Source organism: Mycobacterium sp. NPDC050551 (assembly GCF_040674075.1).
Lineage (GTDB): Bacteria > Actinomycetota > Actinomycetes > Mycobacteriales > Mycobacteriaceae > Mycobacterium.
Window position 1 is genome coordinate 336,164 of record NZ_JBFARC010000005.1, and the last position, 18,168, is coordinate 354,331.

General features: G+C 69.5%; 2 protein-coding genes and 1 pseudogene (1 of these 3 running past the window's edge). All 3 read right to left on the reverse strand.

Features of this window, described 5'->3' with window-relative positions; genetic code table 11:
• Positions 1 to 9,087 carry an amino acid adenylation domain-containing protein gene (locus AB0K11_RS21485; RefSeq protein WP_364981885.1) on the reverse strand — a complete coding sequence of 3,029 codons (9,087 nt, stop codon included), beginning with the start codon at positions 9,085 to 9,087 and terminating at the stop codon, positions 1 to 3.
• Positions 9,064 to 12,021 (reverse strand): annotated as a pseudogene (locus tag AB0K11_RS21490) (amino acid adenylation domain-containing protein); the annotation flags it as partial. The gene AB0K11_RS21485 and the pseudogene AB0K11_RS21490, both read right to left, overlap by 24 nt.
• A protein-coding gene (locus tag AB0K11_RS21495) for an amino acid adenylation domain-containing protein (RefSeq protein ID WP_364981445.1) crosses the window boundary here: on the reverse strand, positions 12,008 to 18,168 show its 3' end. The gene runs 9,163 nt beyond the window's last position; only the last 6,161 of its 15,324 coding nucleotides appear in the window; its start codon lies beyond the right edge, outside the window; it ends in the stop codon at positions 12,008 to 12,010. The gene AB0K11_RS21495 and the pseudogene AB0K11_RS21490, both read right to left, overlap by 14 nt.

Sequence of the window (18,168 nt, forward strand, 5' to 3'; positions counted from 1 at the left end):
TCAGAGCAGTCCGAACCGTCGCAGATCGGTGACGTATTTCATGATGACGGGCGCCGTGACGTGCGGGATGTCCGAGATGTCACGGTCCAGGGCGAATTTCGCATCTTTGAACGCAGCACGGAATCTGTCGGTCGGCGCGAATGATCCCTGCGTCGGCTCGGGAAGCTGGAACTGCCCGGAAGGACGCAACTGCAACATCTGCAGCACCGAGTGCTCACGCTGCTTCTCCGGCAGAGCGCCGAGGGCCGTCTCGAACCGGTGCAACCACTCGCCGAAGTCGTCGATGCGCTTGATCGGCAGACCGGCATCCACCAGCCAGTCGACGTACTCGTCGGGCCCGATGCCGTCGTCGTGCGGGTTCATCACGTGATAGGTCGCGAACCCATCGCCCATCCGGGCACACAGGGTGGCGATGGACTCCGCGACGAAATCGACGGGCAGCCCGTCGAAATGGGCGCGTTGCCGGTTGCCCGCGGCGTCGCGCGCGAAGAACGAGCCGGGCGCGAGGCCGGTGGCCACCATGCTCAGCACCATCCGGCTGACGATGTCGGACACGTTGAGCTGGCCCGCGTACGTCGGCTCGGCCAGGATCACGTCGCACCGGAACACCGCGACGGGCAGCGCGCACAGGTCGTGGGCCTCACGCAGCAGCACCTCGCCGGCCCACTTGCTGTTCGCGTATCCATTGCCGAAGCCACCGTCGTTCGTGCGGGTGGGGCTGATGACCCGGATGTCCGCATCCTCAGTGAACTCGGACGGGTCGATCTGGTTCCGCACGTCGCCGCTCGAGACGTAACCGTAGGGCTTGAGTTTCGCGGTGAGCGCGAACCGGAGCAGCTCGGCCGTGCCCACGACGTTGGGACCGAACAGCTCGCTGTAGGGGAAGACGCCGTTGACCATCGCCGCGGGATCGACGATCAGATCGACGGTCTCGGCCAGACACTGCCAGAGTTCCTCGTCCAGTCCGAGATTCGCCTCGCCCTTGTCGCCCGCGATGACCTCCAGATGATCGGCGGCGAGTTCCCGGAAATGCCTCAGCAGCCCCGGGTCGCCACTGTCGAAGGTCTTGTCCAGACGGACCCGCGCGTCCTCGTCGGACTCGGCCCGCACCAGGCAGATCACCATGCCGTCGACCAGGTCCATCCTCTTCAGCCATTCCAGGGCGAGGTAACGCCCGAGGTAGCCGGTAGCCCCGGTCAGCAGAACCGTCCGCACCTCGGCGCCCGGGCGGGGCAGGGTCGTGGCGGCGGTCAGCGTCGCAGCATCGATGAACTTGTCCAGTGTGAGGTCGCGGGCGTGCACCTCCGAGCTGTCGCGGCCGTGCACGGACGAGAAGCGGGGCCCGTGGCCGGCCTCCGCCTCGTCCTCGTGCCTGTCCACCCGCAGGCTCAGTCCGCTCACCGATGGCGCGTCGAAGATGGCGCGCACCGACAGGTCGATGTCCAGGGTCATGTTGATCTTGCCGATCACCCGCATCGCGGACAGCGAATCCCCGCCCAGGTCGAAGAACGAGGTGTCGACTCCGACGCGCTCGACACCGAGCACCTCGGCGTAGATGTCGGCCACGACCTCCTCGGTGAGGCCGGTCGGAGCGCGGTACGGGTGGGCATCCTGGTAGTCGGGTGCCGGGAGGGCGCGCGCGTCGAGCTTGCCGTTGACCGCCAACGGCAGCCGCTCCAGCACGACCACCGCGGCAGGCACCATGTACTGCGGGAGCCGCTCGGCCAACGCGGCGCGGAGCTCGGTCGGGTCTGCGGTGCCGGTGACGTAACCGACCAGGCGCTTGTCGCCGGGGCGGTCCTCACGGGCGACGACCACCGCCTGCTCCACACCGTCCAGCCGCATCAGGGCGGCCTGGATCTCGCCGAGTTCGATGCGGTAGCCGCGAATCTTGACCTGCTCGTCGGCGCGGCCCATGAACTGCAGCTGCCCGTCGGCGCGCCAGCGCACCAGATCCCCGGTGCGGTACATCCTCGTTCCGGGCACCCCGAACGGGCATGCCACGAAACGCGACCCGGTCAGCCCCGCCCGGCGCCAATACCCGACGCCCACCCCGGCACCGGCGATGTACAACTCACCGACCACTCCCGCCGGCACGGCCCGCAACCATCCATCCAGCACGAAGAAGGCGTTCCCCGCTGCCGGAACGCCGACCGGCGGCACCCCCGACCCCACCGTCAGCGGTCCGCTCATGGACGTGTACACCGTGGTCTCGGTGGGGCCGTAGGCGTGCCACATCGCTCGCCCGGGCGCCCACCGATCCACCACCTCGGCCGGGCACACCTCACTTGCCGCCACCAGCGTCACCCCGTCCAGCCCCTCCGATGACAGCATTCCGACCGCCGACGGGGTTTGGATGAGCATGGTGACGTGTTCGCGGATCAGCAGGGCGCGTAGGTCTTCCGGTGAGCGGCCCACCGATTCGGGCACCACCGCCAGCCGCCCACCGCGCAACAGCGCACCCCACATCTCCCACACCGAGACGTCGAAGGCCAGCGAATGCCATTGCGCCCAAGTCTGATCCGGTTCCAGCCAAGTGTCGATCGATCCCAGTAACTGAGTCAGATTGTGGTGGGTGAGGGCGACACCCTTCGGGACACCGGTGGTGCCGGAGGTGTAGATGAGGAAGACGATGTCGTCCGGGCCCGGCGCCGGCAGCCCGGTGCTGGGCTGGCGGTCGATGTCAGGATCGTCGACGTCGACGACCACCACGTCGAACTCGTCCAGCCGTTCGGCCAGATCGGTAGTGGTGATCGCGGCGATCGGCGTGGCGTCGGCGAGCATGAACCCGATCCGCGCCGCCGGCAGCGCTGGGTCGATCGGCAGATACGCCGCACCGGTCTTGAGCACCGCCAAGATCGCCACGACCGCCTCTGCCGAACGCTCGAGCAGCAGCGCCACATACTCACCCGCGCCGGCGCCGAGTCCGGCCAGCAGGTGCGCGAGCCGGTTGGCGGCCTCGTCCAGTTCCCGGTAGGTCAGCGAGCGGCCCTCGAAGGTCACCGCCACCGCGTCCGGCGTGCGGGCCACGTGCGCGGCGAACAACGCCGGAACCGACATCGCAGGCGGCGCCGGCAGGGTCAAGACGGCGCGGTGGCCGATCTCGTCCAACCGGGCATGTTCGCCCTCGTCGAGCACGTCCACCGACGACAGCCGACGGGTCGCGTCGTCGGTCATGGCCACCAGCACCCGCCGCAGCCGCTTCACCAAGGCTGCGACGCCTGCCGCGTCGAACACGTCGGTGTCGAATTCGACGCGGAGACCCAGTTCGGGTCCCGGCGTCGCTTGCACGGTCAGCGGGTAGTGGTTGAACTCGCTGATGGAGAAGTCCGTGACGGTCAGTTCGTGGTCGCCGGCCAGGGCGGCGGCGTCGATCGGGTAGTTCTCGTACACGAAGAGGGTGTCGAAGAGTTGTTCCTGGCCGGAGATCCGGTGGATCTCGGTGAGCGCCAGGTGCTGGTGCTCGAGTGTGTCGTTGTACGCGGTCTGCAACTGGCCGAGCAGGTCTGCGGTGGTGGTCGTCGGCGTGATGTGCGCGCGCACCGGCACGGTGTTGATCAGCAGCCCCACCATCGCGTCGGCGCCCACCACGTCGGCCGGCCTGCCCGACACCGCGGTGCCGAAGGCGACGTCGTTCTGACCGGTCAGCCACGTCAGAAGCTGCGCCCACGCAGCTTGAAGCACCGTGTTGACGGTGGTGTGGCACGAGCGTGCCAGTTCGCCGAGCGCCCGTGTGGTCTCCGCGGGCACCCGGAACGCCTCGACCCCCCTGCCGCTGAGCCCCCGCGGTTGCGCCGGCCCGACGAGCGTCGGGGTGTCGAATCCGGCCAACACCCCACGCCATGCCTCCTCGGCGGCATCGATGTCCCGATCGGCCAGCCATGTGGCGAGCCTGCGGTACGGGACCGCCGCAGGCAGGCGGTGTCCGTAGTAGGCGGCGAAGATCTCGCTCAGCAGGATCGGCAGTGACCAGCCGTCCATCACGATGTGGTGATTGGTCAGCACGAACCGGTGCCGGTCGTCTGCGATGTGGATCAACGCCACCCGGAATGCCGGTCCTGCGGCCAGATCACAGACCGCAGCACGTTCTTCGGCGCACAACCGGTCGATCTGCTCGTCGACGTCGACACCGGCGGGCAGTTCGACATGACGCCACCCGGGCGCGGGATCCGCCGGGATGATCTGCACCGGTTCGTCGAACTGTGGGCAGAAGTGGGCCACCAGGTGGGGATGGCGGGTGATCACCGTGTGCACCGCATCGCGCAGGCCGTTTCGGTCGAGCGGGCCGGTCAGGGTGAAGGCGAGCTGCACCGCGTAGACATCGTCGCTCGCCTGTGCGGCGCTGGCGAGGAAGAGCAGTCCCTCCTGCAGGGGCGTCAGCGGCAGCACGTCGACGAGGTCGTAACGCTGGTGGAGCTCATCGATCTGGTGTTGACCGAGGCGGGCAGGCGCGATGTCCGACGGCGTCAGCCCGCCGCCGCCGCCTCGCACATGGGCGCAGATGCCCGCGAGGGCGTCGAAGAACAGTCGGCTCAGCCGACTGATCTGATCGCGGTCGGTCACCGAGGGCGCCCACGTCCAATTGGCGTGCAGCTGTGGGCCGGTGCCGGTGTCCACGGTGCCGGCGTTGAGCGCCAGGGCGTGCGCCAGCGGCATCGGCACCGCGGTTGCGGCGGCGATGTGTGACAGGCCTTCCTGGCTGATCTGCCACAGCTCGTCAGCGGCGGCAGCCTGCCCCGGGCCGCCCAGCCGGCCGAGATAGTTGAAGCCGATCGACGGGTCGGTCTCACTCAACTGCACATCGGGGTTCAGGTAGCGCAGCAGACCGTAGCTCAGCGGGTCGGGCAGGGCGCGCAGCTGCTCCTTGGCGTCTTTGATCACCGCGCCCAGCGCCGCATCACCGGCGACCACCTGCGCCCAGGACACGTCACCGACATCGAGCGTCACCGGGTACTTGGCGGTGAACCAGCCCACCGTGCGCGACAAGTCGACATCGGCCGCGAGGTCCTCGGCCCTGCCGTGGCCTTCGACGTCGATGCCGATCGGCGCACCGCCGTTGTCCAGGAACTCCGCCCACGCCAGCCCGAACGCGATCAACAGGACCTCGTGCACGCCGGCATGGAACGCGGCAGGCACCTCCCCCAGCAGCATCCGAGTCAGCTCGCCGTCCAACGAGACCGACAACTGCCCGGCGCTGGCATAGGTGTCCACCGCCGACTGCACCGGCGGCAACGCGGGCGGGGCCGCCGTCACCCGCGTCCATGTGTCGACGTGTTGCACCGCCCTCGGATCTCGGGCGTGCTCGGCCAGCAGTGACGCCCACCGGGCGAACGACGTTCCGCCCTCCGGCAGGGCGATCGGCTGGCCGCTGTGATGCTGGGCCCAGGCGATGTTGAGGTCCTCTACCAGGATCTGCCACGACACGGCGTCGACGGCCAGATGGTGGATGATCAACGCCAACTGACCCGTCGGGGCCACCCACAGCGCGCTCAGCATCGCCCCGGCGGCCGGGTCCAGCCGGGACCGCGCGGCGATCAGCGCCTCACCGGACAACACGTCCACCGATTGCAGGCACGCGCCGGCATCCACCGCGCCGACGTCGGGCACTGTCAGCGACCAGCCACCGGCGCCGTCCAGATCGCTGTCGACGCGCAGGCGCAGCACGCCATGACGATCCAGCAGGGCCTGTAGCACCGCCACCACGTCGGCCTCGCCGACTCCGGCCGGTGCCTGCAGCACCATCGTCTGGTTGAACTCGTCGGTCGGCCCGTCCACGCCGGCCAGCCATCGCATGATCGGGGTGGCGACCACCGGTCCGATGCCCTCGTCGACCACGCCGGCGGAACCGTCGGTGCTCCGGGCGACTCGAGCGACGCCGGCCACGGTCTGCTCGACGAAGATGTCGCGCGGCTTGCACACCACCCCGGCGGCGCGCGCCCGGGCCACCACCTGCATCGACAGGATGCTGTCCCCGCCGAGATCGAAGAACGACTCGTCCACTCCGACCCGGTCGAGGCCGAGCACCTGGGCATAGATGTCGGCGAGGATCTCCTCGACGGCGTTGCCCGGTGCCCGGTATCCGGCGGAGGTGTACTCGGGCGCGGGCAGGGCGCGGGTGTCCAACTTGCCGTTGGCGGTCAGGGGCAGCGCCTGCAGAACCACCACCGCCGCCGGAACCATGTAGCCGGGCAGTCGCTGCGCCAACGCGCTGCGCGCAGCCGTCGGATCCACGTCGCCGGTGACGTAGCCGACCAGTCGCTTGTCGCCGGGGCGGTCCTCGCGGGCGATCACCGCCGCCTGCTCCACCCCGTCGAGCCGGGTGAGTGCGGCCTGGATCTCGCCGAGTTCGATGCGGTAGCCGCGGATCTTGACCTGCTCGTCGGCGCGGCCCAGATATTGCAGCTGCCCGTCGCCGCCCCAGCAGACCAAGTCCCCGGTGCGGTACATCCTCGCGCCCGACTCTCCGAACGGGCATGCCACGAAGCGTGATCCGGTCAATCCGGCCCGGCTCGTGTAGCCGACGCCCACGCCATGGCCTGCGACGTACAGTTCGCCGACCACCCCGACCGGAACCGGATGCAGCCACTGGTCGAGCACGAACAACGCCGCACCGGGAACCGGCGAACCAATCGGCACCACACCGGATTCCGTGGTGAGTGGCGCGCTGATGGCCACACACATGGTGGTCTCGGTAGGACCGTAAGCGTTGATCATCACCCGACCCGGCGCCCACTGATCGACCACCTCGGCCGGGCAGGCCTCACCCACGACCACCAACGCCGCCGACTCCAAACCCTCCTGCGGCAGCATCGCCACCGCCGACGGCGTCTGGGTCAGCACACTGACCCGCTCATCGACCAGCACCTCGTGGAAGTCCTCCGGCGAGCCCGCCAGCGCGTCGGGGATGACCACCAACCGCCCACCCCGCAACAGCGCACCGAAGATCTCCCACACCGACACGTCGAAAGCCAACGAATGACACAGCGGCCACACACCCGGATCGGGCAGCCCCGCATCCAACGACGCCAACAACCGGGTCACATTGTGATGAGTGATCGCCACACCCTTGGGCACACCGGTCGTGCCCGAGGTGTAGATCAGATAAGCCACATCGTCGGGATGCGGCGCCCGCAGAACCGCGCCCGGGCCGGCCTCGGCGACGGGTCCGTCGACATCGACCACCACGACGGCGATCCCGTCGAGCCGCGCACGCAGCGCCGCGGTGGTGACCACCACCACCGGCCCAGCATCGGCCACGATGAAGCGCAGGCGTTCCTCCGGTATGACCGCGTCGAGCGCCAGATAGGCGGCTCCGGTCTTGAGCACCGCCATGATCGCGACGACCGCATCGGCCGAACGCTCCAACAGCAGCGCCACGCACTGTCCCGGGCCCACACCACGCGCAGCCAGCAGGTGCGCCCATCGGTTGGCGGCCTCGTCGAGCTGCCGGTAGGTCATCGACGTGTCCTGGTACACCAGCGCCACGGCATCCGGCGTCTGGGTCACGTGTTCGGCGAACAACACCGGAATCGACACCCGCCCTGCGGGCTGGGCCAGAATCGCGCGATTGCCGAGTCCGTCGAGTTGGGCGTGCTCACCCTCGTCGAGCAGATCCACCGCGGACAGCCGCCGTTTCGGGTCCGCGGTGATCGCCACCAACACCCTCTGCAGCCGCCCGATCAACGCCTCGATGGTGCCCGCGTCGAACACGTCGGTGCGGAACTCCACCGCGCCGCCGATCCCCGCGGCCTGGCCCTCCGAGGTCCACCGCTCACCGAGCGAGAACATCAGATCCATGCGCGCCGTGCGGGTTTCCACCGGGAGCGGGGTGACCTGCACATCACCCATGGCCAGCTCGGCGGCCCCGGTGTCCTGCCACGTCAATGCCACCTGCACCAGTGGATGGTGGGCCATGCTCCGGGTCGGGTGAAGCCGGTCGACGAGCACCTCGAAGGGCACGTCCTGGTGCTCGTAAGCGGCCAGGCCGCGCTTGCGCACCTGGGCCAGCAGCTCGGCCGCGGTGGGATCACCGGCCAGATCCGTGCGCAGCACCAGGGTGTTGACGAAGAATCCCACCACCTCGTCCAGCGCCGGGTCGCTGCGCCCGGCGACCGCGAAGCCCACGGCCACATCGGTGCTGGCGCTGGCCTTGGCCAGCAGCACCGCCAGCGCGGCCTGGATGACCATGAAGGTCGTCGCGTTGTGCTCGCGCGCGAGCCGCGCAATCTGCTGCTGCAGTTCTGCGGACCAGTCGATCGTCACGGTGGCGCCGCGCTGATCTGCCGCCGGCGGGTAGGGCCGATCGGTGGGCAACTGAAGCCGCTCGGGCAGCCCGGCCAGCTCCTTCTCCCAGTAGGACAGCTGCGCGGATATCCGGCTGTCAGTGTCAGCCAGATCGCCCAGCTGCGCACGCTGCCACAGCGTGTAATCGACGTACTGCACCGCCAACGGCGACCAACCGGGGGCACGTCCGGCGCACCGGCTGAGGTAAGCCGCAGCCAGGTCCCTGATCAGCGGGGTGATCGACGAGCCGTCGGCGGCGATGTGGTGCACCACGGCCGCCAGTACATGACGATCGTCGGCGAGTCGGAAAAGTGTTGCCCGCAACGGTATCTCGGCTGCCAGATCGAAACTGTGGCGGATGGCGGCGTCGACGGCCTCGTCCAGCCGCGCTGCCGGCCAGCCGGCGGCATCGACCACACGCCAACCGAAGTCGGCCTGTTCGGGCGGCACCACGAGCTGCTGGGGTATTCCCTCGGGCGCGGCGAACAGCGTGCGCAGGCTCTCCTGGCGCGCCACCACATCGGCAAGCGCTGCCCTCAACGCCTCGCCATCCAGAGGTCCACTCAGCTGCAATGCGGTCGCCATGTTGTACACCGGCGACGGCCCGTGCAGCTGATCGAGGAACCACAACCGCTGCTGGGCGAACGACAACGGCACCACCGCAGGCCGATCCGCCGCGACCAACGGCTCACGCCGGCCCGACTCCTCACCGATACGCGGCGCCAACCGGGACACGGTGGGCGCCTCGAAGATGGCGCGCACCGAGAGGCCGGCGTTCAGGCCCTTGTTGATCGCGGCGATCACCCGCATCGCCGACAGCGAGTCGCCGCCCAGGTCGAAGAAGGAGTCGTCGACCCCCACCCGGTGGAGCCCGAGCATCTGGGCGTAGATGCCTGCCAGAATCTCTTCGACCGCGTTCGTCGGGGCGCGGTACAGATCGCCCGCGATGTACTCGGGTGCCGGGAGTGCGCGGAGGTCGAGTTTGCCGTTCACCGTCACCGGCAGTGTCTCCAGGACCACGATCGCGGCCGGCACCATGTAGGGCGGCAACCTCTCGGCCAGCGCTGTCCGCAGCGCGCTCGGCTCCGCGTTGCCGGTCACATAGGCCACCAGTCGCTTGTCGCCGGGGCGGTCCTCGCGGGCAATCACCACCGCCTGCTGCACCCCGTCCAGTCCGGCCACGGCGGTCTGGATCTCGCCGAGTTCGATGCGGTACCCCCGGACCTTGACCTGCTCGTCGGCGCGGCCCAGATAGTCCAGTTGGCCGTCGGCGCGCCAGCGCACCAGATCTCCGGTGCGGTACATCCTCGTTCCGGGCCCGCCGAACGGGCACGCCACGAACCGTGCCGAACTGAGGCCGGACCGGCCCAGGTAGCCGACGCCCACCCCGGCACCGGCCACATACAGCTCACCGACCACACCCACCGGAACCGGGCGCAACCAGCCGTCGAGCACGAACAACGCCGCGGTCGGCACCGGCGCACCGATCGGCGGCGCCCCCGTGCCCGGCGTCAGAGGCGCGCTGATCGCCGCATAGACCGTGATCTCGGTCGGGCCGTAGGCGTTGACCATCATCCGCCCCGGTGCCCACCGGTCCACCACCTCGCCCGGACAGGCCTCCCCGCCGAGCAGCAGCGCCACCGACTCCAGACCCTCCGGCGACAAGGCCGCCACCGCAGAGGGGGTCTGAGTGAGGACGCTGACGCGTTCGCCGACCAGCAGGTCGTGGAAGTCTTCCGGTGAGGCCGTCACCGACTCGGGCACCACCACCAGCCGCCCGCCACCCAGCAACGCAGCCCAGATCTCCCACACGGAGAAATCGAAGGCGTACGAGTGGCACTGCGTCCACACCTGTTCCGCCGGAAGGCCTTCGGGTGTCGAGTCCGCCAGGTGGGCCAGGTTACGGTGCGAGATCGCCACCCCCTTCGGGGTACCGGTCGTGCCCGAGGTGTAGATGAGATAGGCGATGTCCTCGGGGTCCGGCGCCGGTGGCGCCGTGCTCGGCTGGGTGTCGACGGCGGGATCGTCGACGTCGACGATCACCATGTCGAAACCAGCCAGCCGGCCGGCCCGAGCGGCGGTGGTGACCGCGGCGACGGGCTCGGCGTCGGCGAGCATGAAGTCGATCCGGGCCGATGGCAATGCCGGGTCGATCGCCAGATAGGCCGCCCCGGATTTCAGTATCGCCAGCATCGACACGACGGCCTCGGCTGATCGATCCAGCAGCAGCGCCACACACGCACCGGGGCCCACCCCGCGGTGGGCCAGATGGTGCGCCAATCGATTCGCCGCTTCGTCCAGTTCGAGGTAGGTCAGCGATCGGCTCTCGAAGGTCACCGCCACCGCGTTCGGTGTGCGGGTCACCTGCGCGGAGAACAACTCCGGAATCGACATCGAGGTCGCGACCCGGGACAACACCGCGCGGTTGCCGATGCGATCCATCCGGGCACGCTCGCCCTCGCCCAGCAGATCCATCGACGAGACCCGCCGGCTCGGGTCGTCGGTCATCGCCACCAACACCCGTTGCAACCGCGTGACGAGCGCCTCGACGCCGGCGGCATCGAATACCTCGGTGTCGTACTCGACGCGAAGGCCGAGTTCGGGACCCGGCTGGGCCTGCACCGTCAGCGGGTAGTGATTGTATTCGCGCCCAGTGGATTCCGTGATCACCAGACCGTTCGAGCTGGACAGCGCGGCGGTGTCGAGCGGGTAGTTCTCGTAGCCGAACAGCGTGTCGAACAGCTGATCGTGGCCGGCGGCGCGATGGATCTCGTTCAGCGCCAGATGCTGGTGGTCCAGGGTGTCGTTGTGATAGCTCTGCAGCTGGTCCAGCAGGTCTGCGCTGGTGGTGGCCGGCGCAATGCTCGCCCGCACCGGCACCGTGTTGATCAGCAGACCGACCATCGACTCCGCGCCCGCCACGTCGGCCGGCCTCGCCGAGACCGTGGTGCCGAAGGTGACGTCCCGCTGACCGGTCAGCCACACCAGCAGCTGTGCCCACGCGCCCTGCAGCACCGTGTTGACGGTGGTGTGCCGGGAGCGCGCCAATTCGCTGAGCGCCCGCGTGGTCTGCGCGGGCACCCGGAACGACTCGACACCCCGCGCGCCCAGGCCCAGCCGCTGGGCCGGCCCGACCAGTGTGGGGCCGTCCAAACCGGCCAGAACATCACGCCAGACCCGTTGCGCCGTAGGACGATCGCGACTCGCGAACCAGGTGACATACCTGCGGTACGACACCGCGGCCGGCAGCCGGTGACCGTAGTAGCTGGCGAAGATCTCCCCCAGCAGGATCGGCAGCGACCAGCCGTCCATCACGATGTGGTGATTGGTCAGCACGACCCGGTGCCGGTCATCTGCGATGCGGATCAACGCCACCCGGAATGCCGGCCCGCCCGCCAGGTCGCACACCGCGGAACGGTCCTCGGCGCACACCCGCTGGATCTGCTCGTCGACATCGTCGCCGCCGTCCTGCAGCTCGACATAGCGCCACCCGGGCGCGGGGTCAGCGGGGATGATCTGCACCGGCTGGCCGGACTGCTCGGGAAATCGAGCCACCAGGTGAGGGTGCCGGGCGACCACCGTGTGCACCGCGTCGCGCAGCCTGTCCGGGTCGAGCGGGCCGGTCACGGTGAAGGCCAGCTGCACCGCGTAGACGTCGTCGCCGCCCTGTGCGGTGCTGGCGTGGAAGAGCAGCCCCTCCTGCAGCGGGGTCAACGGCAGAATGTCAGCGATCCGCATATTGCCCCTGTAGCTCGTCGATCTGCTGCTGGCTGAGTCCGACGGCGATGTCGGAGGGCGTCAGCCCGCCCCCGCCGCTTCGTACGTGCGCACAGATGCCGGCAAGGGCGTCGAACCACAGCCTGCTCAGCCGGCTGACCTGCTCGTGGGTCAGCACTGAGGCCGCCCACGTCCAATTCGCGTGCAGCTGTGGGCCGGTGTCGGTGTCGACGGTGCCGGCGTTGAGCGCCACGGTGTGCGCCAGGGGCATCGGCACCGCGGTGGCGGCGGCGGCGAGCGACACGCCCTCTTCACTCATCCGCCATACGTCGCCGAACGCGTCGGCCTGCCCCATGGCGCCCACTCGGCCCAGATAGTTGAACCCGATCGACGGGTCCGACTCGGCCAGGTCCACATCGGCGTTCAGGTAACGCAGCAGTCCGTAGGTCACGGGATCGGGCAGGGTGCGCAGCTGTTCCTTGGCGTCCTTGATCGCCGCGCCCAGCGCAGCCTCACCCGCAACCACCTGCGCCCAGGACAGTCCGCTCACGGTCAACGCGACCGGGTACTTGGCGGTGAACCAGCCCACCGTGCGGGACAGGTCCACGCCGGAGGCGAAGTCCTCCTGGCGTCCGTGTCCCTCCACGTCGATTCCGACGGGCGCGGCCCCGGTGCCCAGGAACTCGGCCACCGCGAGTCCGAACGCGATCAGCAGGACCTCGTGTATCCCGGCGTGGAAAGCCGCGGGCACCTCCCCCAGCAGCACCCGGGTGGTTTCGGCGTCCATCGACACCGAGAGTTGTCCGGCACTGGCGTACGTGTCCTGCTCTGGTCGGGGCGCCGGAAGTGCGGACGGGGCCGCCGCGACCTGCCGCCACGCCTCCGCCTGCGCCACCACCTCCGGATCTCGGGCGTGCTCGGCCAGCAGCGACGCCCACCGGGCGAACGACGTCCCGGGCGCCGGAAGGGCGATCGGCTGGCCGGTGCGATGCTGGGCCCAGGCGATGTTGAGGTCCTCCAACACGATTCGCCACGACACCCCATCGATAGCCAGGTGGTGGACGACCAGGGCGACCTGATGCGCCGACGGAGCCCACACCGCGCTCAGCATCGCTCCGGCCGCCGGGTTCAACCGCGACCGCGCGGTCACCAGCGCCGCGTCATCGAGCACCTCGACGGTCTGCAGGCACGCGCGTGCGTCGACCGTGCCGACGTCGGGCACCGTCAGCGACCACCCACCGGCGCCGTCCCCGTCCTGATCGCTGTCGGCACGCAGCCGCAACATCGCATGCTGATCCAGCAGGGCCTGCAGCACCACCACCACATCGGCCTCGGACACCTCGGCCGGGACTTGCAGCAGCACAGTCTGATTGAACTCGTCGACAGGGCCGTCCACGCCCGCCAGCCATCGCATGATCGGGGTGGCGACCACCGGCCCGATGCCTTCGTCGACCACGCCGGCGCCGGCGTCGGCCACCAACGCCACCCGGGCCAGCCTCGCAACCGTCTGCTCGACGAAGATGTCGCGCGGTCGGCACTCCAGTCCGGCGGCGCGGGCCCGGGCCACCACCTGCATCGAGGAGATGCTGTCCCCGCCGAGATCGAAGAACGAGTCGTCCACCCCGACCCGCTCGAGGCCCAGCACCTGGGCATAGATGTCGGCGAGGATCTCCTCGACCACGGTGGCCGGGGCGTGATACTCCCCCGCGGTGTACTCCGGTGCGGGCAGCGCGCGGGTGTCCAGCTTGCCGTTGGGCGTCAGCGGCAAGGCTTCCACGACAACGACCGCCGCCGGAATCATGTATGGGGGCAACCGGTCGGCCAACGCGCCGCGTACCCGGGCAGGATCGACCGCTCCGAAGCGTGTTTCGGTGACGTAGCCGACGAGTCGCTTGTCGCCGGGGCGGTCCTCGCGGGCGATCACCGCCGCCTGCTCAACTCCGTCCAGCCGGGTCAGTGCGGCCTGGATCTCGCCGAGTTCGATGCGGTAGCCGCGGATCTTGACCTGCTCGTCGGCGCGGCCGAGGTATTGCAGCTGCGCGTCCGGGCCCCATCGCACCAGGTCCCCGGTGCGGTACATCCTCATCCCGGGCTGACCGAACGGACATGCCACGAAGCGCGATCCGGTCAGCCCGACCCGACCCACGTAACCGTGGGCCAGACCGGCACCCCCGACGTACAGTTCGCCGACCACCCCGACCGGAACCGGATGCAGCCACTGGTCGAGCACGAACAACGCCGCACCGGGAACCGGCGAACCAATCGGCACCACACCGGATTCCGTGGTGAGTGGCGCGCTGATCGCCACACACATCGTGGTCTCGGTAGGACCGTAAGCGTTGATCATCACCCGACCCGGCGCCCACTGATCGACCACCTCGGCCGAGCAGGCCTCACCCACGACCACCAACGCCGCCGACTCCAAACCCTCCTGCGGCAGCATCGCCACCGCCGACGGCGTCTGGGTCAGCACACTGACCTGCTCATCGACCAGCACCTCGTGGAAGTCCTCCGGCGAGCCCGCCAGCGCGTCGGGGATGACCACCAACCGCCCGCCCCGCAACAGCGCACCGAAGATCTCCCACACCGACACGTCGAAAGCCAACGAATGACACAGCGGCCACACACCCGGATCGGGTAGCCCCGCATCCAACGACGCCAACAACCGGGTCACATTGTGATGAGTGATCGCCACACCCTTGGGCACACCGGTCGTGCCCGAGGTGTAGATCAGATAAGCCACATCGTCGGGATGCGGCGCCCGCAGAACCGCGCCCGGGCCGGGCTCAGCGACGGGTCCGTCGACATCGACCACCACGACGGCGATCCCGTCGAGCCGCGCACGCAGCGCCGCGGTGGTGACCACCACCACCGGTTCAGCATCGGCGATCACGAACTGCAGCCGGGCCGCGGGGACCATCGGGTCGATCGGCAGATAGGCCGCTCCGGTCTTGAGCACCGCCATGATCGCGACGACCGCATCGGCCGAACGCTCCAACAGCAGCGCCACATTCCCGCCCGGCCGCGCCCCATGGGCGGCCAGCAGGTGCGCCATCCGGTTCGACGCCTCGTCCAATTCGCGGTAGGTCGTGGACCGGCCATCGAAGGTGAGGGCCACCGCATCCGGCGTGCGCGCGACGTGTTCGGCGAACAACGCAGGAATCGACAGCGGCGCGAATCCCGGCTCGGCGAGCACCGCGTGGTTGCCGATCTCGGCGAGTCGGGCACGCTCACCGTCGTCGAGCAGGTCCAACGCCGAGAACCGCAGGCCCGGGTCGGTGGTCATCGCCACCACCACCCGCTGTAACCGCCCGATCAACACCTCGATGCTCGCCTCGTCGAACACGTCGGTCCGGAACTCCACCACCCCACCCAGCCCGGCGGGCTCACCGGTGTCGGTGAACCGTTCGGCCAGGGAGAAGGTGAGATCCATTCGGGCGGTGCGGGTGTCCACCGGCAGAGGCGTGGCCTGCAGATCACCCAGCACCGGGCTCGTGGGCTCGTTGTTCTGCCAGGCCAACGCCACCTGGAACAGCGGGTGATGGGTCAGGCTGCGGTTCGGGTTGAGGCGGTCGACCAGCACTTCGAAGGGCACGTCTGCGTGCTCGTAGGCGGCCAGGCCGCGCTTGCGCACCTGGGCCAGCAACTCGGCCGCGGTGGGATCATCGGCCAGATCCGTGCGCAACACCAGGGTGTTGGCGAAGAATCCGACCACCTCGTCGAGCGCCGGGTCGCCGCGCCCGGCGACCGCGAAGCCCACGGCCACATCGGCGCTCGAGCTGATCTTGGCCAGCAGCACCGCCAGCGCGGCCTGGACGACCATGAAACTGGTGGCGTTGTGCTCGCGCGCGACTTCACGCACCTGCTGCTGCAACTGCGCCGGCCAGTCGATCGCCACGGTGGCGCCGCGCTGATCGGGCACCGGCGGATAGGGCCGATCGGTGGGCAACTGCAACCGCTCGGGCAGCCCGGCCAGCTCGTGCTCCCAGTAGGCCACCTGGGCGGCGATGCGGCTGTCGGGGTCGGCCAGATCACCCAGTTGCGCACGCTGCCACAGCGTGTAATCGACGTACTGCACCGCCAACGGCGTCCGATCGGGGGCACGTCCGGCGCACCGGCCGGCATAGGCCGTCCCCAGGTCGGTCATCAGCGGCGACATCGACCAACCGTCGGCGGCGATGTGGTGCACCACGGTGACGAGTACGTGCTCGTCGTCGGTGATACGGAACAACGTTGCCCGCAGGGGGATCTCGGACGACAGATCGAAACTGTGGCGCACCGAGGCGCTGACAGCGTCGTCCAGCCGCGCCGCCCGCCAGCCGGTGGCATCGACCACGCGCCAACCGAAGTCGGCCTGTTCGGGCGGCACCACGAGCTGCTGGGGCACTCCGCCGGGCGCGGTGAAGAGCGTACGCAGGCTCTCCTGGCGCTCGACCACATCGGCCAGCGCTGCCCTCAACGCCTCGACATCCAGACGGCCACTGAGCCGTAGCGCCGCCACCATGTTGTACACCGGCGACGGCCCGTGCAACTGGTCGAGGAACCACAACCGCTGCTGGGCGAACGACAACGGCACCACCGCAGGCCGATCCACCACCACCAACGGCTCACGCCGGCCCGATGCCTCACTGATACGCGGCGCGAGCTGGGCGACCGTGGGCGCGTCGAACACCGCGCGCACAGCAAGGCCGGCATCGAGTGAGGTGTTGATCGCCGCGACCACCCGCATCGCCGACAACGAATCCCCGCCCAGGTCGAAGAAGGAGTCGTCGACCCCGACCCGCGTCACCCCCAGCACCTGCGCGTAGATCTCGGTCAGGATCTCCTCGACCGCGTCGGCCGGGGAACGGTACTCACTCGCGGTGTACTCGGGTGCAGGCAGGGCGCGGGTGTCCAACTTGCCGTTGGGTGTCCGTGGCAGTGCCTTCAGGACCACCACCGCGGACGGCACCATGTAGGCCGGGATCCGTTCGGCCACCGCGACGCGAGCCCGCGTGGGATCGACGGCACCGGTGGCTGTTTCGGTGACGTAGCCGACCAGGCGCTTGTCGCCGGGGCGGTCCTCCCTGGCGATCAGGACCGCCTGCTCCACCCCGTCCAGCCCGGCCAGCGCCGCCTGGATCTCGCCGAGCTCGATGCGGTACCCGCGGATCTTCACCTGCTCATCAGCGCGGCCCACATAGCGCAGCTGCCCGTCGGCACCCCAGCGCACCAGGTCACCGGTGCGGTACATCCTCGTTCCCGGCCCACCGAACGGGCACGCCACGAACCGTGCCGAAGTCAATCCGGCGCGGCGCCGATACCCGACACCCACCCCGGCTCCGGCCACGTACAACTCGCCGACCACACCCACTGGAACCGGGCGCAACCAGCCGTCCAGCACGAACAACGCCGCGGTCGGCACCGGCGCACCGATCGGCGGCGCCCCCGACCCCGCCGCCAACGGCGCAGTCCTGGACGCACACACCGTGGTCTCGGTCGGGCCGTAGGCATTGACCATCACCCGCCCGGGTGCCCACCGGTCCACCACCTCGCCCGGGCACGCCTCCCCGGCAACGAGCAACGCCACCGATTCCAGACCCTCCGGTGACAGCGCCGCCACCGCAGACGGGGTCTGACTCAGGAAGGTGACCCGCTCGGCGACGATCAGGGAGTGGAAGTCCTCCGGGGAGCCGGCCACCGAATCGGGCACCACCACCAGCCGCCCACCGTTCAGCAGCGCGCCCCAGATCTCCTCGACCGAGGCGTCGAAGGCCAACGAATGCCACTGTGCCCACACCCGTTCCGCCGACGGGCCAGTGTCCGTCGACACCAGCAACTGAGTCACGTTGTGGTGGGTGATGGCCACACCCTTGGGCACACCCGACGTGCCGGACGTGTAGATCAGGTAGGCGACGTCATCGGGCGCGGGCGGCGGTGGCGCTGTGGCGGATCGGCCGTTGACGACGGCGGCATCGAGGTCGACGACCTGCACGTCGCAGTCGTCCAACCGCGAACGCAGGGCGGCGTTGGTGATCGCCGCCGCCGGCCCGGCGTCGCCGACCATGAACATGATCCGGTCCTTCGGCAATGCCGGGTCGACAGGCAGATACGCCGCACCCGTCTTCAGCACCGCGAGCATCGCCACCACGGCCTGAGCCGAACGGGGCAGCAGCAGCGCCACACACG